This is a genomic window from Paraprevotella xylaniphila YIT 11841 (assembly GCF_900683745.1).
GTDB lineage: Bacteria > Bacteroidota > Bacteroidia > Bacteroidales > Bacteroidaceae > Paraprevotella > Paraprevotella xylaniphila.
This window is the reverse complement of record NZ_LR215980.1, coordinates 2533793-2554282: the sequence shown is the minus strand read 5'-3', so window position 1 is coordinate 2554282 and position 20490 is coordinate 2533793. Positions and strand designations below refer to the sequence as shown.

Sequence of the window (20490 nt, the reverse complement as noted above, 5' to 3'; positions counted from 1 at the left end):
TTTTACATGCGTTCAGGCACTTCTATGCCCAACAAGCCCATGCCCGTACGTATGATTCTGCTGATTTCGGCAGACAGTACCAGACGGAACGTTTTCTTGTTTTCGTCCTCTTCATGCAAGATGCTGAAATCGTGATAGAATTGGTTGTATTCTTTCACCAAATCGTAGCAATAGTTGGCAATGCAGCTTGGATTATAGTCGGAACCTGCTTGTTTTACTACGTTCGGGAAGTCGGCTAACATTTGAATCAAGCTGATTTCTTTTTCGCTCAAGTCCGTTTGGGCTGACAACGTTTCAGGGATGGAGATGCCTGATTCGGAAGCTTTGCGCAGGATGGAACGGATACGTGCGTACGTATATTGGATGAATGGTCCGGTATTTCCGTTGAAATCGATGCTTTCAGCCGGATTGAACAACATGTTCTTTCGTGCGTCTACCTTTAATATAAAGTATTTCAAGGCTCCCAAACCGACAATCCGTGCAATCTCATTGGCTTCGTCCTCGCTCAAATCCGTAAGCTTGTTGATTTTGTCTTCCGACATCTTGCGTGCGCTGCCTATCATCTCTGCCACCAGGTCATCTGCATCCACGACCGTACCTTCGCGGCTTTTCATCTTGCCGTTAGGCAGTTCCACCATGCCGTATGAGAAATGTACAAGGTCTTTTCCCCATTCGAAACCGAGTTTGTCCAATAAAATGGAAAGCACTTGGAAGTGGTAGTTTTGTTCGTTACCTACCACGTAAATCATTTTGTCTATGGGGTAGTCGCGGAACCGCAGTTTGGCTGTACCGATATCTTGTGTCATGTAGACGGAAGTACCGTCGGAACGGAGCAGAAGTTTCTCGTCCAATCCTTCCGGAGTCAGGTCTGCCCATACGGAACCGTCTTCTTTGCGGAAAAACAGTCCTTTGTCAAGCCCTTCCAAAACTTTCTCTTTACCTTCGAGGTAAGTCTCCGATTCATAATATATCTTGTCGAAGCTTACGCCAAGGGCTTTATAGGTGACATCGAAACCGGCATAGACCCATTCGTTCATTTTACGCCAAAGGGCACGGGTTTCCGGGTCGTTGTTTTCCCATTTTACCAACATTTCACGGGCTTCCTTGATGAGCGGGGCTTCATTTTTGGCTTCTTCCTCGCTCATGCCCCCTTCCATAAGTTCCTTGATTTGTTCTTTGTAGTGTTTATCAAAAGCCACATAGTAGTCACCAATGAGGTGGTCGCCTTTGATGCCGGTACTTTCCGGAGTGGCACCGTTTCCGTATTTCAGCCAGGCCAACATGCTTTTACAGATATGTATGCCGCGGTCGTTCACGATATTGGTCTTCACCACGCGGTTACCATTGGCTGCCATGATGTTGGCCAAAGCGCATCCTAACAGGTTATTGCGGACGTGTCCCAAATGCAAAGGCTTGTTGGTGTTGGGTGAAGAGTATTCTATCATGACCAACGGTGAATGGTCGGTCGCTTCGGTCAGGCCGAACTGTGCATCTTGATGGATATCGGTGAGCAGACCAATCCAACTGGCCGGAGCAATTACAAGGTTCAGAAAGCCTTTGACGGCATTGAAATCGGCTACGACGGAAGGGATTTCCGTTTTCAAGAAATGGCCAAGCTCCTGGGCTGTGTCTTCCGGTTTTTTACGAGATATTTTCAAAAAGGGGAAAACGACTAATGTCAGGTGCCCTGCAAATTCTTTTTTTGTCTTTTGGAGTTGCACTGTTTCGGGAGCTATGTCCTGTCCGTATAAAGTCTTGATGCCGAGAACTACGGCTGATACGATTTTATTTTCTATCTCCATAACCTTGTTTTTACCTTATTATTCAGGCTGCAAAGATACATAATAAAAAGGGAGAAGCAAACGTTTGCTTCTCCCTTTTTTCCGCAGAATAGATTTATTCTGGTTACTGGAGTGCGTCAGCTAATTCCGCACCAGCTTTGAATTTAGCTATTTTCTTGGCTGCAATGGTGATTTGCTCTTTCGTTCTGGGGTTAATACCCGTGCGGGCCGGTCTTTCACTTACGGAGAATGTTCCGAAACCTACAAGTGCAATTTTGTCACCCTTCTTTAATGCTTCAGAGATAGCACTGATTGTTGCGTCTAAAGCTTTCTTGGCATCTGTCTTGTTCAAGCCTGCGTTCTCTGCAATGGCGTTGATAAGTTCTGTTTTGTTCATTTGATGAAATAATTTAGTAGATAATAATTCGCTTATTTTGTATCCTATCATGCAAATGTATGTAAATTAGCCGTTAAAACAAACTTTTTCATTGAAAAAATATTTCTTTTTATGAAAAAGCACAAGCTTGAAGGGATTATTTTAAATGAAATGGAATAAAATTAGTATTTTTGCGGTCTCAATGAATAATGAAAATAGAGTGTGAATATGATGAATATGCCTCCCGTAACGAAGAATCTGATTATAATCAATCTTTTGTTCTTTTTGGCTAAATTGGTAGCAGTGCGCTATGGTGTGGATTTGGATAATTTGCTAGGACTACACTTCTTTTTAGCTCCTGATTTCAGCTTCTACCAGTTCTTTACGTATATGTTCATGCACGGTGGTGTCACGCATATCCTTTTTAATATGTTCGCCGTGTGGATGTTCGGTCGGGTGATGGAGTCTTATTGGGGCAGTCGCCGCTTCCTGCTTTATTATGTCGTGTGCGGTTTGGGTGCCGGTTTGGTTCAGGAAGGAGTGCAATATGTACAATATCTGTGGCAAGGCTTGGGAGCGTACGATACGGTTAATATCGGTTATACCGTGATTTCCATGGGCGACTATTTGAATCGTTGGACCACTATCGGAGCCTCTGGTGCAGTCTATGGAATTTTGTTGGCGTTCGGCATGTCGTTTCCTAATGAACGCCTGTTTATTTTTCCGCTTCCCGTACCTATTAAGGCCAAGTTTTTTGTGATTGGTTATGCCGCCATAGAGTTGCTTTCCGCTTTGGGGAACTCCGGTGACGGAGTCGCTCATTTCGCACATCTCGGAGGAATGATATTCGGCTTGTTGCTCATCTTGTATTGGCGGAGAAACAGCGGTGGAGGGTATTATGGCAATCGCTCGTCTGCTGCAGAACGGTTGAAAAAATGGTTTGCCGGAGGACGAGACCGGTTTTCTTCTTATCGGAAGCCTAAAATGAATGTCTTTATGGGGGAGCGAAAGGATGATTATGAGTATAACGCCCGTAAAAAGGCAGAGGCGGAAGAGATAGACCATATTTTAGAGAAGGTACGTAAATCCGGATACACAAGTTTGACAGAGGAAGAAAAACGTAAGTTGTTTGATGCCAGTCAGCGTTGAAGATGAATACATTGAAACGTATATTGATACAGCTGTCAATCGGTGCAAACATAATGGCGGCTTTCATGTTGTGGGCCTGCGGACTGAGTTCCGGATTGAATCCGGCGGTTCATTCCCATGTAGCCCTATTCGGGTTGGGATTTCCCCTGCTGTTGTTGCTTAATATCGCTTTTATCTTTTTTTGGCTGGTTTTTTCCATTCGTTACGTTTGGTTGCCTTTTGTCGGAATGTTGCTGTCTGTTTCCTATATATATGACTATTGTCCGGTGAATTGGCCTGAGAAGCGTCCGGAAGACGCGCTTAAATTGCTTACTTATAATACAGAGTTCCTTGCCCGGGGAGAGAAGAATGCGGAAGGACGGTACCCGATTTTGGATTATCTTGTGGCTTCTGAGGCCGACATTATCTGTCTTCAGGAAGGAGTGGCGCCTAAGAATCTTAAATCTGAGTATGTGGATAGCATCATGGCAAAGGCTGGTTATCATATTCGTCGTCTGCATGATGGAAAGGCTGAGCCTCAATTCGTCTATAGTCGTTTGCCTGTATTGTCCGTACATCGGATAGCCTATGAAAGTACGACCAATGGCAGTCTTGCCGTAGAATTATTATACGGTCAGGATACTGTATTGTTGGTGAATAACCATTTGGAGTCTTATAAGCTGACACCAGAGGATAAGATGAAATATAAGGAAATCATTAAAGATCCGGAGAGTGGGCATGCGGAAAGTAACTCCAGAGAACTGGTTCGGAAGATGGCCGGGGCGAGTCGTTTGCGCGGACCGCAGGTCGATTCGGTTTTGAACTATGTCGAAAAATCAGGGAGGAAGGCTGTGATTGTCTGCGGTGATTTGAATGACTCTCCCATATCTTATTCTTGCCATCGCCTGTCTTCCCGGCTGAAAAGTGCATTCCGTCAATCGGGTAACGGGCTAGGCTTGTCTTATAATCAGAAAGGGTTCTATTTTCGTATCGATCATATCTTCGTTTCCGACTATTGGCAGACATACGAGACGCATGTGGACAAGACGGCTCCGTGGTCCGACCATTATCCGATGATTACTTACTTGAAAAAACACAAAAAAGAGAATTAGGGCATAAATAAATCTGTTAACTTGCGGCGTTAATGTGAAAAAAACGTTATATTTGCGCCTTTGTAGTCTGATTAGCTATTAAATAATAACATCATAATAATAAATTAAAATGCAAAACAAAGGATTTGTTAAAGTTTTCGCTTTACTGTTGACCCTTGTGTGCGTGTTCTATTTATCTTTTTCATTTGTAACTACTTACCAAATGAATAAGGTGGATGAGATTACGAAAACGCAAGGAGAGGAAGCTGGCGCACATTATCTGGATTCCGTGATGAACAATCCGGTGTGGTTGGGCGCTTATTCGCTGAAAGACTGTCGCGAAATGGAGATTAGTCTGGGCTTGGACCTGAAAGGTGGTATGAATGTCATTCTGGAGGTGTCCGTTCCCGAAGTGGTAAAGGCTTTGGCCGACCATAAGGAAGATCCGGCATTCAACAAGGCGGTAGCGAAGGCTGCGGAAGGGGCTAAGAATAGCCAGAGTGATTTTATTACCTTATTTGTGAAAGAGTACAAAACATTGGCGCCGGATGGAAATTTGGCGGAATTGTTTGCTACACAGCAGTTGAAAGGTAAAGTAACGACCAAGAGTTCCGACTCTGAAGTAGAGAAAGTGCTACGTGCCGAAGTGCAGTCTGCCATTGACAATTCTTATAATGTGCTCCGTACGCGTATCGACCGTTTCGGTGTGGTACAGCCCAATATCCAGACGTTGGAAGGACAGATGGGGCGCATTATGGTGGAGATGCCGGGTGTGAAAGAACCGGAACGTGTGCGTAAATTGTTGCAAGGTAGTGCAAATCTGGAGTTTTGGGAAACCTATAATACGGAAGAGATTATCCCATTCCTGGCTACATTGGATACACGTTTGGCTGCAGAGCATGCTGCAACTGCAGAAACCGATACGGTTAAGGCTGACACTACAGCAATGGCTGAATTGACACCGGCTGAAAAAGTGGACGCTACGGACTCTACAAAGAAAGCTCCTGTGAAGGATTTGGCTGCGGCTCTGAAGGGAAATAGCGGAACTCCGGCTGAGAAGGTCGGGGCGGCTGTGGACGAACAGGCGATGAAGAACCATCCTTTGGCTTCTGTGTTGCAATTAGCCCAAGGTCCTATGGGATGTGTGGTGGGTTATGCCAGTTGGCGTGATACGGCTACCGTCAATCGCTATATCACTTCTGCCGTGGCAAAAGAAGTGCTGCCCAGTGACCTGAAACTTTATTGGGGAGTGAAGCCTGTAGGTAGCGGTAATATGGGAGACATTTTCGAATTATATGCGATTAAAATTACGGAACGCAATGGTCGTGCACCTTTGGAAGGCGATGTCGTGACAGAAGCCAAGGATGATTACGAACAGAACGGCCGTCCGTGCGTAAGCATGACGATGAATTCCGATGGTGCCCGTCGTTGGGCTGCGTTGACCAAGAAAAATGTGAAGCGCGCTATCGCCATTGTGCTTGATGGGTATGTATATAGTGCTCCCACGGTGCAGAATGAGATTACCGGTGGTGTTTCCTCTATTACGGGACATTTCACGCTCGAAGATACGCGTGACCTTGCCAACGTGCTGAACACGGGTAAGATGCCGGCTCCTGCACATATCGTTTCAGAACAATTCGTAGGTCCTACGTTGGGACAAGAGTCCATCAATCAAGGTATCACTTCATTTGTGATAGCCTTTATCCTGTTGATGATTTACATGTGCGGCATGTATGGCCTTGTCCCGGGCATGGTGGCCAATGGGGCTTTGATTCTGAATTTCTTCTTTACGTTAGGCGTTTTGACTTCATTCCAGGCAGCCTTGACCATGTCCGGTATTGCCGGTATGGTGCTCTCTTTGGGTATGGCTGTGGATGCTAACGTCTTGATATATGAGCGTACTAAGGAAGAATTGCGTGCGGGAAAAGCTGTGAAACAAGCATTGTCGGATGGTTATTCCAATGCTTTCTCGGCCATTTTCGACTCCAATTTGACTTCTATCATTACGGGTATCATCTTGTATAATTTCGGAACAGGTCCTATCCGTGGATTTGCCACGACATTGATTATCGGTATCTTGGTGTCTTTCTTTACGGCTGTTTTCTTGACTCGCATTGTATACGAGCACTTCCTGAACAAAGACAAATGGATGAACTTGACGTTTACAACGACTCTTTCCCGTAAGTTCCTTCGTGACACCCATTACAAGTTCATGAGTGCTTACAAGAAATCTTTCTCTGTATTTGGTGTCTTATTGCTCATAGGTATCGCGTCACTGTTTGTCCGCGGTTTGAGTAAAGGCATTGATTTTACGGGTGGACGTAACTTTGTTGTCGTGTTCGAGAAGCAAGTGGAGCCGGAAACCGTACGTACGTTGTTGCAAAACAAGTTCGGGGATGCCAATATCCAGGTCATTGCCTTGGGTACTGACCATCAGACAGTGCGTATATCTACGAACTACCGGATTGATGAGGAAGGCACGGACGTGGATTCTGAGATAGAGTCGACTTTGTTCGAAACGCTCAAAGGCGGTGGTTTGTTGTCTTCGGATTTGGATTTGCAGACTTTCATCAATCGTGACGAGCGTGCCGGAGGTTCCATTATCAGTTCGGAGAAGGTCGGTCCTTCCGTGGCTGAGGATATTACTTATGGTGCCATTGTCTCTGTGGTATTGGCATTGATTGCCATCTTCCTTTACATTTTGTTGCGTTTCCGCAATGTGGCTTTCTCGGTTGGGGCAGTTGTGGCCTTGACGGTAGATACCTTGTTGATTATCGGAGCGTATTCGATTTGTTGGGGATGGATGCCGTTCTCTTTGGAAATCGACCAGACTTTCATTGGTGCGGTCCTGACGGCTATCGGTTATTCTATTAATGACAAAGTGGTGGTATTCGACCGTATCCGCGAGTTCCTCCATCTGTATCCGAACCGTGACCGTCAGCGTTTGTTCAATGATTCTTTGAATACGACATTGACGCGTACCATCAATACTTCGTTGACCACGTTAGTCGTATTGTTGTGTATCTTCTTCTTGGGAGGGGATAGTATCCGCAGTTTTGCTTTTGCCATGATTCTCGGAGTGGTAATCGGAACCTGTTCTTCCATTTTCATGGCGGCTCCGGTAGCTTTCCTGACTATGGGGCAGCGCATCAAGGAGAACGATTCGGAAATGAAATAAAGAATTCGTTTATAAGTTGTTTGGATGCAGGGCAGGCTTAGGCTTGCCCTGTATTGTTTTGCACCCGGGCTGTCTTCAGTATATGATACTGGAGCATATCCGTCTGTTTTTGGTGCAAAGCTTTTTGGTAATGTTCCGGAAGAGCGGTTTCTTTGTCTTCAAAATAAAAGATGTGATATGATGGGATTAAAGAGTGTTTTGTTTTCCGGTATCCTTTTGTCCGCTATGGCGGTTGGTGTGCAGGCCAAGCCTGAAACCGGAAGCGGGTTGGACAAGTCTTTGTTGCCCCAACCGGTTTATTCCCCCGAACCGGGTTTTGTGGATTTGTATTGGGCCGCTTGGGACTTGGCCTGGGGACGTGTGAAGCATCAGGACGGGATTCCCCAGTCACCCTATATGGATGAGAACCTGTGGGATGACACGATTTGGATTTGGGATACCGAGTTCATGGTGCTTTTCTGCCGCTATGCGCCTTCGCTTTTTCCTGGCATACAGAGCTTGGATAACTTCTATAAGACGATATTGGACGGGGATTCGGTCTCTTTGAAGATTTGGCATCCGGACAACCCTCCCTTTTTCGCGTGGGTGGAATATGAATACTATAAGATGACAGGCGACAAAAGGCGTTTGGAATATGTGCTGGAAGACAACCGGTACTTGCAACGGCATTACCGTTGGTTTGAGGAACTGAAGAGGGGGGGCAGCCGTTTTTCCAAGATGCCGGTCATGTTGGAACGGAGGGAGAAAGGTTATTTGTGGGGCGACGTGCAGAGCGGTATGGACAATACTCCGCGTGGCCGGGGATGCGATGGGGAAATGCTGTGGATGGATGCCTTGGCCCAACAGGCCTTGGCGGCACTTTATATCGAAAGGATTGCCGAGGTCTTGGACGACCCATCTACGGCCAAGGAGTTTGCCGGGGAGTATGCCGTGAAGAAGGACTTGCTCAATAAGTATTATTGGGATGCGGAGGATGGTTTTTATTATGACATAGAGGAGGCCACGGGCGACTTTGTGAAAGTGCGGACACCGGCTGTGTATTGGGCTATGTTGGCAGAAGTCCCGGGACGGAAACAAGCGGCGCGTTTGGTGGAATATGCGCAGGACGAGAATGAGTTCGGCGGCCAATACCCTTGGCCATCCGTGTCGCGGAGTGATAAGGATTACAATGGGAAGGTTGGAGATTATTGGAGAGGTGGAGTGTGGTTGCCCTTGGCCTATATGTCAACCAAGGCACTTGAGACTTACGGTTATCATGATGTGGCACATGAGAATGCGTGCCGTTTGTTGGCGCAGATGTCTGAAACCTATAAGACTTTTGCGCCCCACTCCATTTGGGAATGTTATTCTCCGTCGGCAGCCCGTCCCGGACAGCGGGTGGACGGTGAGAACTTGACGTTGGTGGCGCAAGATTTTTGCGGATGGTCTGCCTTGGGGCCTATTTCTTTGTTTATTGAGAACGTGTTGGGATTTTATAATATAGATGCCACGGCTCGGCTCGTGGAATGGCATAAGACAGGTTGGGGCGAGCAAGGTATCCGGAATCTGAGGTTCGGCGATGTGCAGACTGACATCGTGGCAGACGGGGATACCGTACGCGTGGTGTCTGATAAGGAATATGTATTGAAAGTGAATGGGAAGAAGTACAGAGTGAAAGCCGGAACACAAACTTTTACCTTGAAATAGACCGTGTACCCCCGCCGGGAATCGAACCCGGATTGGCGGTTTAGGAAACCGTAGTTCTATCCATTGAACTACAGGGGCTCTTTCTACATTGCAAAGTTAACAGTTTCTGCTTAAAAAGTCGAATACTTGGGACAAAACTTTCATAAGGTAGAGGGAAAGGTTTGACCTTTCTCTCTTTGCATATTTATGCATTTCCCTATGCTTTTGCGAACTTTATGCTTTTGAAAAGTGAGGGAAGCACGATGAAATGCTATATAAATAAGCTTTTAGATTACGATTTTATAGTATAATCTGTATTCCGGAATGCTTTTAACAGCAAAATATTTTGTTTTTAAACATATCTTTGCGATATTTGCATTCCTAAGGTAGAAAGAATATACAGTAATCATATAAATGCTACAAAAAGTATGGCTGATAGATTAGAAGTAAAAGAGCTGGACCAGGTAGTGGTTCGTTTCTCTGGTGATTCCGGCGACGGTATGCAGTTGGCCGGGAATATTTTCTCTACGGTCTCGGCGACGGTAGGAAATGACATTTGTACGTTTCCCGATTATCCGGCTGATATCCGGGCTCCGCAGGGGTCGTTGACAGGAGTTTCCGGTTTTCAGGTACACATCGGTGCGGGGCGTGTGTACACGCCGGGCGACAAGTGTGATGTGTTGGTGGCGATGAATGCGGCAGCATTGAAGACCCAGTACAGATATGCCAAATCTACAGCATGTATTATTATCGACACCGATTGTTTTCAGGCCAAAGATTTGCAGAAGGCCGCTTTCACGACGGATAACCCGATAGAAGAGTTGGGCATCAAAAACGATGTGATTGCTGCCCCTATCACCCAGATGGTCAAAGCCTGTCTGGCAGACTCTGGCATGGACAACAAGGGCATATTGAAATGCCGTAACATGTTTGCGCTCGGACTGGTGTGTTGGTTGTTCAACCGCGACCTGGAGATTGCGTTCAACATGTTGCGTGAGAAATTTGCCAAAAAGCCTGCCGTGGCAGAAGCCAATATAAAGGTTATCCAAGCCGGATATGATTACGGGGCCAATACGCATGCCTCCGTGGCCCATACCTATAAGGTGGAATCCAAGACGAAAAAGCCCGGCAAGTATATGGACATCATGGGCAACAAGGCTACTGCATACGGGTTTATCGCTGCGGCAGAGAAGGCTGGCAAGCGGCTTTTCTTGGGTTCATATCCCATTACGCCGGCTACGGACGTGCTGCATGAATTGTCCAAACATAAAAGTCTGGGCGTGACCACGGTGCAGTGCGAGGATGAGATTGCCGGTTGTGCCTCTTCCATTGGCGCTTCCTTTGCCGGTGCATTGGCAGTGACTTCTACTTCGGGGCCTGGTGTATGTTTGAAATCGGAAGCCATGAACTTGGCCGTGATTACGGAATTGCCTTTGGTGGTACTGAATGTGCAGCGCGGAGGGCCGTCCACGGGTTTGCCCACGAAGAGCGAACAGACGGATTTGTTGCAAGCCCTTTTCGGACGTAACGGTGAATCGCCGATGCCGGTAATAGCCGCCACTTCGCCTACGAATTGTTTCGATGCGGCCTATTATGCCTCGAAGATGGCTTTGGAGCACATGACACCTGTGGTGTTGCTCACCGATGCCTTTGTGGCCAACGGTTCCGGTGCTTTCAAGTTGCCCGATTTGAACGATTATCCCGATATTTGCCCCCCTTACGTCACTCCGGAAATGGCTGGGAGCTACACGCCGTACATGCGTAATCCCGACACGCAAGTGCGTTACTGGGCCATACCCGGACAAGAGGGGTATATGCATATTCTTGGCGGGTTGGAGAAGGATGGCCGGACAGGAGCCATCAGCACTGATCCCGAGAACCACGACAAGATGTGCCGTTTGCGTGCAGAGAAAGTGGCCAAAATCCCGGTGCCCGATGTGGAGGTGCAGGGATGCGTGGACGATGCCGAACTGCTGATAGTGGGCTTTGGCGGTACTTACGGCCATTTGCATTCGGCCATGGATGAAATGGCGGCTGCAGGCAAGAAAGTGGCTTTGGCTCATTTCTCTTACCTGAACCCGTTGCCTGCCAATACGGCGGAAGTGCTGAAGCGGTATAAGAAAGTCGTGGTAGCCGAGCAGAACTTAGGGCAATTTGCCGCATATCTGCGTATGAAAGTAGACGGCTTCGTGCCTTATCAGTTCAATCAGGTGAAAGGCCAGCCTTTTGTCGTGAGCGAGTTGGTGGCAGCCTTTACCGAGATTTACAACAAATAGTCAAACTTAGAAGAATAAAAGAAAATGAGCGAATATACAGCAAAAGATTATAAGAAGGGGCAGCCGCGTTGGTGTCCCGGGTGTGGAGACCATTTCTTTTTGGCTTCTTTGCACAAGGCCATGGCCGAGATTGGAGTGCCGCCTTATGAAACAGCCGTGATTTCAGGTATCGGTTGCTCCAGCCGTTTGCCATATTATATGAATACGTATGCCATGCAGACGATTCACGGGCGTGCCGCAGCCATTGCTACCGGTTTCAAGGTGGCCAATCCGGATATCACCGTGTGGCAGATTTCCGGTGACGGTGACGGGTTGGCCATTGGCGGCAACCACTTCATCCATGCCATCCGCCGCAATGTGGACATCAATATGATTCTGCTGAACAATCGGATATACGGCCTTACGAAAGGGCAGTATTCTCCGACGTCTCCGAGAGGCTTCGTCAGCAAATCCTCTCCTTACGGGACGGTGGAAGACCCGTTCAATCCGGCTGAGTTGTGTTTCGGGGCGCGCGGTCACTTCTTTGCCCGTGCCGTGGCTACGGATGCCGCCGGGACAGTGGAAATCCTGAAGGCGGCACACGCCCATAAGGGAGCCGCCGTGTGCGAGATATTGCAAAATTGCGTGATATTCAACGACGGGACGCATGATGCCGTTTCGACCAAGGAAGGGCGTGCCAAGCATGCCATTTATCTGGAACACGGCCGGCCGATGTTGTTCGGTGAAAATAAGGAATTCGGCTTGATGCAGGAAGGTTTCGGGTTGAAGGTCGTGAAGATAGGAGAGAACGGCGTGACGGAAAAAGACATCCTCGTGCATGATGCGCATTGCCAGGACAACACCTTGCACTTGAAGTTGGCTCTGATGGAAGGGCCTGATTTCCCGGTGGCATTGGGCGTGATTCGTGATGTGGAAGCTCCGACATACGACGAGGCGGTCAACCGGCAGATAGAAGAAGTGAAAGGAAAGAAACCCTACCACAATTTCACGGAGCTGCTCTATACGAATGATATTTGGGAGGTGAAGGAGTAGGTTCCTGTCTGCCTCGCAATATAGACGATAGCGGCTGTCCCGGACACGAGGCGGCCGCTTTTTTGTGAAGATTTCTGCTGAAGACCTTTTGAAAAAGGAAAGACTTGAAAACCAATATTCTAAAGGTCTGAAATTAATCTGCGCCAAACGAAAAATCAATCTCAGGAGAACGAAAAATCATTCGCCTGAGATTGATTTTTCGTTCTCCTGAGATTGGAAAAACAAGCTTTGCAATCTGTGTAACGTTGTGTTTTTTGTGCGTTTAAAGTTTTCCGCCGTAGGCCAAATCGCCGGCATCGCCCAATCCCGGGACGATGTACATGTGGTCGTTCAGTTCCGGGTCGATGGCCCCGCACCATAAGGTGTAGTCCGTGTCTTTGAATGTTTCCGTCAGGTAGTCCACACCCTTCCGGCTGGCTATCGCGCTGCATAAGTGCACTTTTCCCGGTATGCCTTTGGTCTCGAATGCCTTCAGCCCCAGTTCCATGCTGCCGCCGGTAGCCAGCATGGGGTCGGCAATGATAAGTGTTTTGCCGTTCAGGTCCGGTGTGGCCAGATATTCGATATGTATGCCCACTTCATGGCATTCTTTGTCTTTGTAGAAACGGTAGGCCGACACGAATGCGTTGTCGGCCTCCTCGAACACATTCAGGAAGCCTTGATGGAAAGGAAGGCCGGCCCGGAAGATGGTGCCCAGTACAATCGGGTCGTTGTACAATTGCGTAGATGCCGTGCCCAATGGGGTTTGTATGTCTTTGGTGGAATAATCCAACGTCTTGCTGATTTCATACGCCATGACTTCCCCGATTCTTTCCAAGTTGCGGCGGAACCGTGCCCTGTCTTTCTGTATGCACACGTCCCGGAGTTCCGACATGTATCTGTTGACAACCGTTTGGTGTTCTGCAAAGTTAATCACTTTCATATTTGGATGGATTTAAATATACTTGAGAGCAAAAGTAACAAAAACTTCTTGAAAATGTAAACTCCGTGTAGCAAATATAGCTGTGCTTCTTAGGTTTTGGGAAATTTAACGGAAGAATGTTTTTGAATTAAGAAAAATAATAAGCCGAAAGTTTCAGATGCACGCATTTCTTTGTAATTTTGTCAGCGCAAAAAGGAAGCTTTTTTATAGTGAATTGATTTCTAACCAAATATTATTTTAGAAAATGGCAAATTTAGATTTGAGTAAGTACGGTATTACCGGTACTGTAGAGGTTCTCCACAATCCGTCATACGACGTGTTGTTCCAGGAAGAAACCAAAGCTGGTTTGGAAGGTTTTGAGAAAGGTCAGGTAACGGAATTGGGTGCTGTGAATGTGATGACGGGTATTTATACCGGTCGTTCTCCCAAGGACAAGTTTATCGTAAAAGATGCTACTTCTGAGAACACCGTATGGTGGACTTCTGAAGAATATAAGAATGACAACAAGCCTGTAACGACAGAGGCTTGGAATGTGTTGAAGGATTTGGCTGTGAAGGAGCTTTCAAATAAGAAATTGTTCGTTGTCGACGGCTTCTGCGGCGCTAACAAGGCTACTTGCCTGAAGGTGCGTTTCATCATGGAAGTGGCATGGCAGGCTCATTTCGTAACGAACATGTTCATCCGCGCCACGGAAGAAGATTTGAAGGATTTCGAACCAGACTTCGTGGTTTACAATGCTTCTAAGGCTAAGGTTGAAAACTACAAGGAACTGGGCTTGAACTCAGAAACAGCCGTGGTCTTCAACTTGACTTCAAAAGAGCAAGTCATCATCAACACTTGGTACGGTGGTGAAATGAAGAAGGGTATGTTCTCCATGATGAACTACTTCAATCCTTTGCGCGGTATCGCTTCTATGCACTGCTCTGCCAACACTAGCATGGACGGTACGAGCTCTGCTATCTTCTTCGGTTTGTCCGGTACCGGTAAGACGACTTTGTCTACCGACCCGAAACGTAAGCTGATTGGTGACGACGAGCACGGATGGGATGACGAGGGCGTATTCAACTACGAAGGCGGTTGCTATGCCAAAGTCATCAATTTGGACAAAGAATCCGAACCCGATATCTACAAGGCTATCAAACGTGACGCTTTGTTGGAGAATGTAACGGTAGATGCTAACGGCAAGATTGATTTTGCAGATAAGAGCGTAACGGAAAATACACGTGTATCTTATCCTATTTACCACATCGAAAATATCGTGAAGCCTATTTCCAAGGGTCCTCACGCAAAGCAGGTAATCTTCCTGTCGGCTGATGCCTTCGGTGTATTGCCTCCCGTTTCTATCTTGAACGACCAACAGGCTCAATACTACTTCTTGTCTGGTTTTACTGCCAAGTTGGCCGGTACGGAACGTGGTATCACTGAACCGACTCCGACGTTCTCTGCTTGTTTCGGAGCTGCTTTCTTGAGCTTGCATCCTACGAAATATGCTGAAGAGCTCGTGAAGAAGATGAACAAGGTGGGTGCTAAGGCATACCTGGTGAACACGGGTTGGAACGGTACGGGCAAGCGCATTTCCATCCGCGATACCCGTGGTATCATCGATGCCATCTTGGACGGTTCTATCGACAAGGCTCCCACGAAGACTATTCCTTACTTCGATTTCGTTGTTCCTACGGAGTTGCCGGGTGTTGATTCGAAGATCCTCGATCCTCGCGACACTTACGCTGACGCTGCAGAGTGGACGAAGAAGGCTGAGGATTTGGCAGCCCGCTTCATCAAGAACTTTGCGAAGTTCACGGGTAACGAAGCCGGCAAGGCTTTGGTTGCAGCAGGTCCGAAGTTGTAATTTTACAGTAAAACATAACATCAAGGTCTGTCCGAGTATTTGGGCAGACCTTTTTTAGTTCGGCTTTTTAAGGATACTATTCTAAAAAAAACTGTAAAAACATATAGGTTTTTCTGACTTTGCTTTTATCCCCCTTGCAGTTTTACTATCTTTGCACCTTAAAATGTTTATTCTTGATGATGAAGAAAATAACCTCATTACTGTTGTTATGGGTCATGACCTTGCCGCTGTGGGCACAGTTTCACGACCCGGTGAGTTTTTCTGTTTCCCAAAAGAAACTGTCTGAATCTGAATTCGAGATTGTTTTTACTGGAAAGGCGGAAGCGGGTTGGCATGTTTATTCTACGGACATCCCGGATGGCGGCCCGACTCCGGCCACTATTAATTTCGATGAACAGAAAGGTGTGGAGCCGGTAGGTAAGCTGACGGCACGTGGAAAAGTGCATAAGGCATACGACAATCTTTTCGGGATGGAAGTCAGCTATATGGAGAATACGGCTGTTTTCGTGCAGAAAATACGTATTACGGACGCTACTTATTCCGTGAAAGGGTATCTGAACTATGGGGCTTGTAACGATGAGAATTGCATGCCTCCGACTAATGTGGAGTTTGCTTTCTCCGGAAGCGGAAAGCCTGCGGCCGGAAATGCTGTGGCAAAGCCTCAGAAACAGAAAGAGAAAGTTGCGGATGCATCGGTGGTGGAGAAGGAGGAAAAAACAGATGCGCCTGTCATCGGTGGGATTGATACGGTTGCCACGGGCTTGTCCGTGGCGGACTCCGTGCCTTCTGCAGTGGCCGGTGGTAATGCCGTTGTGGCGGCAAGCGATTATTGGACACCTGTCATTGATGAGTTGGCTGCTTTCGGTGAAGACGCCTCCAATGCAGCCGACCAGGCTTGGTGGAAGATATTCCTGTTGGGATTCCTTGGTGGCTTGGTCGCTTTGCTTACCCCTTGTGTATGGCCGATTATCCCGATGACCGTGAGTTTCTTCCTGAAACGTTCGGGAGACAAACGCAAAGGTATCCGCGATGCGGCGACGTATGGCGTGAGCATAGTGGTCATTTATGTGCTTTTGGGCTTAGTGATTACCGGTATTTTCGGTGCCAGTGCCTTGAATGCCCTGTCCACGAATGCGGTATTCAACATCTTCTTCTGCCTGATGTTGTTGGTGTTTGCCGCCAGTTTCTTCGGTGCTTTTGAAATTACGTTGCCTTCTTCATGGAGTAATGCGGTAGATAGTAAGGCCGAATCAACAACAGGTTTGTTGAGCATTTTCCTGATGGCTTTTACCCTTGCTTTGGTTTCTTTTTCCTGTACGGGGCCGATTATCGGTTTCCTGTTGGTAGAAGTGTCCACGTCGGGCAGTATTCTTGCCCCGACCGTCGGCATGTTGGGTTTTGCCATTGCCTTGGCTTTGCCTTTCACGTTGTTTGCCATGTTCCCGGCCTGGCTGAAGACGATGCCGAAATCCGGTAATTGGATGAATTGTGTGAAGGTGACGCTCGGTTTCTTGGAATTGGCTTTTGCCTTGAAGTTCCTGTCGGTGGCCGATTTGGCCTATGGATGGCATATCCTCGATCGTGAGGCTTTCCTGAGTCTGTGGATAGTGATTTTTGCTTTGTTGGGTGCTTATCTTATAGGTTGGTTGCGTTTCCCGCATGATGAAGACGAATATGACGAGTCCGGTAATGTAGTGGTCAATCACCGTACTTCGGTCACCCGTTTCTTCATGGCTTTGGTTTCCTTCGCTTTTGCCATCTACATGGTGCCCGGTTTGTGGGGAGCACCGCTGAAGGCTATCAGTGCCTTTTCGCCTCCGATGAACACGCAAGACTTCAACCTTTATGAGAACGAGGTGAAAGCCCAGTTCATGGATTATGATGCCGGGATGGAATATGCGCGCCAGCAAGGTAAGCCCGTGATGATAGACTTTACCGGATATGGTTGCGTGAATTGCCGCAAGATGGAGTTGGCTGTGTGGGCCGACCAGAAGGTGGCGGATATCATGCAGAATGATTACGTGCTGATCACGCTGTATGTGGATGAAAAGACTAAGTTGCCGGAACCTATCAAGGTGACTGAGAACGGGCAGGAACGTACTTTGCGTACGGTAGGTGACAAATGGAGCTACCTGCAGCGCAGTAAGTTCGGGGCCAATGCCCAACCGTTCTATGTGTTGCTCGACAATGAAGGCAAACCGTTGAACAAGTCATATTCGTACGACGAGGATGTCAACAAATATATAGATTTCTTGCAGACTGGTTTGAGGAATTATAAGAACAAGTAATTCTTGTATTGGGAATATCAGGGGATGTATCAGATGAAAATGGTACATCCCTATTTTTTATGGTTGGTTTTTAACGTTATTTTTCATCGGAATGAGCAAGGATTTGGTCGGTTCGCAGTTTGATAAATAGAATGTCGGATTTTTAAATTGGATGAAAAATGAAGAAAGTACATGTCTTATGGTTGTTGGCCTTCCTGTTATTGGCTCCGGTTTTGTTTCAGTCTTGTTCGGATGACGATGGTGAGGTTTATGTATGGTATCCTTATCTCAGTCCGAATGCTTTGGTGACGGTCAAGGGCGGTACGGATTCCTGTTTCTTGCAGTTGGATGATGAGACAACGCTTTGGCCGGTCAACCTGTCTTCTTCCCCTTTCGGAGAAAAGGAGGTGCGAGCTTTGGTGCATTTTACGGACGTAGACGAAGACAGGCATTCCCGTGCGCGTGCAGTCTATGTAAACTGGATGGACAGCATCCTGACGAAAAAAACGGTTCCGGATTCTGCTTTGGTGAACGATTCGCTATACGGGAATGACCCTGTGGAGATAGTAGACGATTGGGTGACTGTGGCGGAAGACGGTTATCTGACTCTGCGTTTCTCTACTTTGTGGGGCAGCAGGGGGATTCCCCATAAGGTGAATTTATTGACCGGGGGCAATCCGGAGAATCCCTATGAGGTGGAGTTTCGTCACGATGCTTGCGGGGATGCGGGGAGTTGGCGGAGCGATGCGCTTGTGGCCTTTGATTTAGGGAAGCTTCCCGATACGGGAGGGCGCACGGTCAAGCTGACGTTGGTTTGGCGGTCGTTCCGGGGAAGGAGGACGGCAGAGTTTGATTATTGTACCCGTAAAAAGACAGGAAACGTGGCAAAACAAATAGAACAAATGCAAAGAGGAGGTGCGTTACGATAGTATTAGGGGACAGATAACCGTTCGTTCAGCATGACGCGTATCGGAGACGAAGGCGAACAGGATTTGGTTCGAGGTATACAGCGGGGCGACCGTGTAGCGATGAAATTATTATATTGTCGCTATGCAGGTTGCCTCACAGCCGTGTGTTCCCGTTATGTGGCTTGTATGGACGATGTGAGAGATGTCCTTCAGGATTGTTTCGTGAAGATATTCACTTCCATTCACGGTTTCGAGTGGAGGGGTGAAGGCTCTCTCCGGGGATGGATGGTACGTATTGTGGTGAACGAGTCATTGAAATTCTTGAAGCGCGGCCGGCAGTTGGAATCCCTTGGCGACGGATGGGACGTACCGGACACGGTCGAGGATGAGCCGGATGCGGGGGACATTCCGTCTGAAGTTCTTCAGGAAATGATTTGCCGTTTACCGGCAGGGTATAGGGCTGTTTTCAATTTGTATGTGTTCGAAAGGAAGAGCCATAAGGAGATTGCGGCGATGCTGAATATAAAAGAGAGTACATCGGCTTCGCAACTGCATCGGGCAAAGGCGGTGTTGGCAAAGGAAGTTCAAAGATATAAAGCTCAGGTCAATGGAAGATAAATGGTTGAATGAATGGCAAAAGAAACTGGACGGTTACGAGGTCACCCCTCCCGACGGGCTGTGGGACGGGATAAACAAGGCTTTGGAAGAGCAACGCCTGTCCGTCTCCTCTTCTCGTGGGAGGAGTACCGTATGGCTGCGCTTGGCCGGGATTGCGGCAGCGTTGGCGATAGTTGTGCCTTTGGGAAGGAATGTGTGTCAGCCGGTTTTTATGTCTTTTGCAGACAATCGCATTCCAACCGAAGGCGTTCTTCTTGGGCCGACGGATGCCTTTTGGGCAAAAGTGCAGCGCGTGGAAAAGGAGCCATGCCGTCGTAAACCGTCCGGGAAAGATATAGTGGCTTGCGACCGGCCTGCCGTATCGGAAGAAGGTGGGAAGGCTTTAGCTGAAGAGAGAAAAGAACTTTTGGCTGAAAGAGAAAAAACGATTCCTGAAGATAGCCATGGAAATTCGGGAAAGCCTTATCCTGATGGAATAGGCCGTTATCCTGGGTCGGTTCCAAACGTCGGAAAGGTCAAGAAAGAAAGGTCGCATTGGTTGGCTGTGAGTCTTTTTGCATCCAATACTCCAGGAAAATCGATAATGAATTATGGGAACGGAGGAGTTGTCCTGATGGGAACTATCCCCTCTTGGGGACACCCCGAGGCGATGGAATGTGGAAAATTTCCGGTGACGGCCATAAGGTCTGCCCATCGGTATGTGGATGGCGTTGTCCCGATGAAACACAAGCAGCCCGTCAGGTTCGGCGTGTCTGCCTGTTATGCCGTAAACGAAAGGTTCGGTATAGAAAGCGGTCTTTCTTATACTTATCTTTCGTCAAGTCTTTCTTCTTCTGGAGAAGATTATAGTTATGAGGTCCGGCAATCCCTGCAATACGTAGGGATTCCCTTGAACTTTAAGGCCAGTTTGTGGAAGAAACGGTGGATGGATTTGTATCTGTCGGCCGGAGGAATGGCCGAGAAGTGCGTGGATGGAGATACGGAAACGGATTATACGTGGAAAGGTCGGATAAAGTCATCTACACATAAGGATGTACGGGAAAAACCTTGGCAATATTCTGTAAATGCAGCCGCCGGGATGCAGCTTAACTTGTCGTCAGTGGTAGGTTTGTATGTGGAGCCGGGAGTGAGCTACTATTTTGATAATGGAAGTTCTGTTTCCAATATCTATAAGGAGAAACCATTGAATTTTAATTTGGAATTCGGGCTTAGGTTTTCTTTCGGTTTGTGACATAAGGCTTGTCCTTTCCGAAGACCTGATTTGATCCTGTTGCATACATGTTTTTTATTTTGGGAAACTTTTGGCCTTTTCGTTTTGGTAAATTGTATTAATAATCTAATGATTATAAGTTTTTTAATTGTTTTTCGGATTGTAAAATCTGGAAACTTTAAAATAAAA

General features: G+C 47.4%; 14 protein-coding genes and 1 tRNA gene. 11 read left to right on the top strand and 4 right to left on the bottom strand.

What is annotated here, in order from left to right:
- Positions 1-2: 2 nt before the first annotated feature.
- Both argS and E0E47_RS10830 read right to left on the bottom strand, forming a co-directional pair.
- Positions 3-1802: an arginine--tRNA ligase gene (gene argS, locus E0E47_RS10835; RefSeq protein ID WP_008626607.1), complete on the bottom strand. Its 1800-nt coding sequence runs from the start codon at positions 1800-1802 to the stop codon at positions 3-5.
- 103 nt (positions 1803-1905) lie between these two features.
- Positions 1906-2178 (bottom strand): HU family DNA-binding protein, encoded by a 273-nt coding sequence (locus tag E0E47_RS10830; protein ID WP_040602739.1) that lies wholly within the window; start codon positions 2176-2178, stop codon positions 1906-1908.
- A gap of 207 nt (positions 2179-2385) precedes the next feature.
- Here E0E47_RS10830 and E0E47_RS10825 point away from each other — a divergent pair, with 207 nt between their 5' ends.
- From E0E47_RS10825 to E0E47_RS10810, 4 genes are all read left to right on the top strand, one after another.
- Positions 2386-3306 (top strand): rhomboid family intramembrane serine protease, encoded by a 921-nt coding sequence (locus tag E0E47_RS10825; RefSeq protein ID WP_130893666.1) that lies wholly within the window; start codon positions 2386-2388, stop codon positions 3304-3306.
- 2 nt (positions 3307-3308) lie between these two features.
- Positions 3309-4397 (top strand): endonuclease/exonuclease/phosphatase family protein, encoded by a 1089-nt coding sequence (locus E0E47_RS10820; RefSeq protein ID WP_130893665.1) that lies wholly within the window; start codon positions 3309-3311, stop codon positions 4395-4397.
- 109 nt (positions 4398-4506) lie between these two features.
- Positions 4507-7554, top strand: coding sequence for a protein translocase subunit SecDF (gene secDF / locus E0E47_RS10815; RefSeq protein WP_130893664.1), 3048 nt, complete (start codon positions 4507-4509; stop codon positions 7552-7554).
- Positions 7555-7731: 177 nt separating this feature from the next.
- On the top strand, positions 7732-9240 hold the full coding sequence (locus E0E47_RS10810; protein WP_232038413.1) for an MGH1-like glycoside hydrolase domain-containing protein: 1509 nt from the start codon (positions 7732-7734) through the stop codon (positions 9238-9240).
- Positions 9241-9246: 6 nt separating this feature from the next.
- Here the strand turns inward: E0E47_RS10810 and E0E47_RS10805 are convergent.
- Positions 9247-9318: transfer RNA gene (locus E0E47_RS10805), tRNA-Arg, on the bottom strand.
- Positions 9319-9647: 329 nt separating this feature from the next.
- Between E0E47_RS10805 and E0E47_RS10800 the strand changes: the two genes are divergently transcribed.
- Positions 9648-11495: a 2-oxoacid:acceptor oxidoreductase subunit alpha gene (locus E0E47_RS10800; RefSeq protein WP_008626599.1), complete on the top strand. Its 1848-nt coding sequence runs from the start codon at positions 9648-9650 to the stop codon at positions 11493-11495.
- Between the two features lie 24 nt (positions 11496-11519).
- The gene (locus tag E0E47_RS10795; protein ID WP_008626598.1) at positions 11520-12527 is read left to right on the top strand and encodes a 2-oxoacid:ferredoxin oxidoreductase subunit beta; all 1008 of its coding nucleotides are present in this window, start codon (positions 11520-11522) and stop codon (positions 12525-12527) included.
- Positions 12528-12789: 262 nt separating this feature from the next.
- Here the strand turns inward: E0E47_RS10795 and upp are convergent, their stop codons facing one another.
- Positions 12790-13449, bottom strand: a complete 660-nt coding sequence (gene upp / locus E0E47_RS10790) for a uracil phosphoribosyltransferase (RefSeq protein WP_008626593.1) — start codon at positions 13447-13449, stop codon at positions 12790-12792.
- A 244-nt stretch (positions 13450-13693) separates the two neighbouring features.
- Here upp and pckA point away from each other — a divergent pair, with 244 nt between their 5' ends.
- The 5 genes from pckA to E0E47_RS10765 all read left to right on the top strand — a co-directional run bounded on the left by pckA (position 13694) and on the right by E0E47_RS10765 (position 20322).
- A complete protein-coding gene (gene pckA / locus E0E47_RS10785) occupies positions 13694-15298 on the top strand; it encodes a phosphoenolpyruvate carboxykinase (ATP) (protein ID WP_130893663.1) in 1605 nt (534 codons plus the stop codon).
- A 179-nt stretch (positions 15299-15477) separates the two neighbouring features.
- The gene (locus E0E47_RS10780) at positions 15478-17586 is read left to right on the top strand and encodes a protein-disulfide reductase DsbD family protein (protein WP_415957596.1); all 2109 of its coding nucleotides are present in this window, start codon (positions 15478-15480) and stop codon (positions 17584-17586) included.
- 158 nt (positions 17587-17744) lie between these two features.
- Complete coding sequence (locus E0E47_RS10775) at positions 17745-18494, top strand: NigD1/NigD2 family lipoprotein (RefSeq protein ID WP_130893661.1); 750 nt, start codon at positions 17745-17747, stop codon at positions 18492-18494.
- A gap of 30 nt (positions 18495-18524) precedes the next feature.
- Positions 18525-19091 (top strand): RNA polymerase sigma factor, encoded by a 567-nt coding sequence (locus E0E47_RS10770; protein ID WP_130893660.1) that lies wholly within the window; start codon positions 18525-18527, stop codon positions 19089-19091.
- Positions 19081-20322, top strand: a complete 1242-nt coding sequence (locus E0E47_RS10765; protein ID WP_130893659.1) for a porin family protein — start codon at positions 19081-19083, stop codon at positions 20320-20322. The genes E0E47_RS10770 and E0E47_RS10765 overlap by 11 nt, the downstream gene beginning before the upstream one ends.
- The last annotated feature ends 168 nt before the right edge of the window (positions 20323-20490 follow it).

Coding starts and splice junctions, on each gene's coding strand:
- argS (WP_008626607.1), bottom strand. CDS start 1,802: ATGGAGATAGAAAATAAAATCGTATCAGCCGTAGTTCTCGGCATCAAG.
- E0E47_RS10830 (WP_040602739.1), bottom strand. CDS start 2,178: ATGAACAAAACAGAACTTATCAACGCCATTGCAGAGAACGCAGGCTTG.
- E0E47_RS10825 (WP_130893666.1), top strand. CDS start 2,386: ATGATGAATATGCCTCCCGTAACGAAGAATCTGATTATAATCAATCTT.
- E0E47_RS10820 (WP_130893665.1), top strand. CDS start 3,309: ATGAATACATTGAAACGTATATTGATACAGCTGTCAATCGGTGCAAAC.
- secDF (WP_130893664.1), top strand. CDS start 4,507: ATGCAAAACAAAGGATTTGTTAAAGTTTTCGCTTTACTGTTGACCCTT.
- E0E47_RS10810 (WP_232038413.1), top strand. CDS start 7,732: ATGATGGGATTAAAGAGTGTTTTGTTTTCCGGTATCCTTTTGTCCGCT.
- E0E47_RS10800 (WP_008626599.1), top strand. CDS start 9,648: ATGGCTGATAGATTAGAAGTAAAAGAGCTGGACCAGGTAGTGGTTCGT.
- E0E47_RS10795 (WP_008626598.1), top strand. CDS start 11,520: ATGAGCGAATATACAGCAAAAGATTATAAGAAGGGGCAGCCGCGTTGG.
- upp (WP_008626593.1), bottom strand. CDS start 13,449: ATGAAAGTGATTAACTTTGCAGAACACCAAACGGTTGTCAACAGATAC.
- pckA (WP_130893663.1), top strand. CDS start 13,694: ATGGCAAATTTAGATTTGAGTAAGTACGGTATTACCGGTACTGTAGAG.
- E0E47_RS10780 (WP_415957596.1), top strand. CDS start 15,478: ATGAAGAAAATAACCTCATTACTGTTGTTATGGGTCATGACCTTGCCG.
- E0E47_RS10775 (WP_130893661.1), top strand. CDS start 17,745: ATGAAGAAAGTACATGTCTTATGGTTGTTGGCCTTCCTGTTATTGGCT.
- E0E47_RS10770 (WP_130893660.1), top strand. CDS start 18,525: ATGACGCGTATCGGAGACGAAGGCGAACAGGATTTGGTTCGAGGTATA.
- E0E47_RS10765 (WP_130893659.1), top strand. CDS start 19,081: ATGGAAGATAAATGGTTGAATGAATGGCAAAAGAAACTGGACGGTTAC.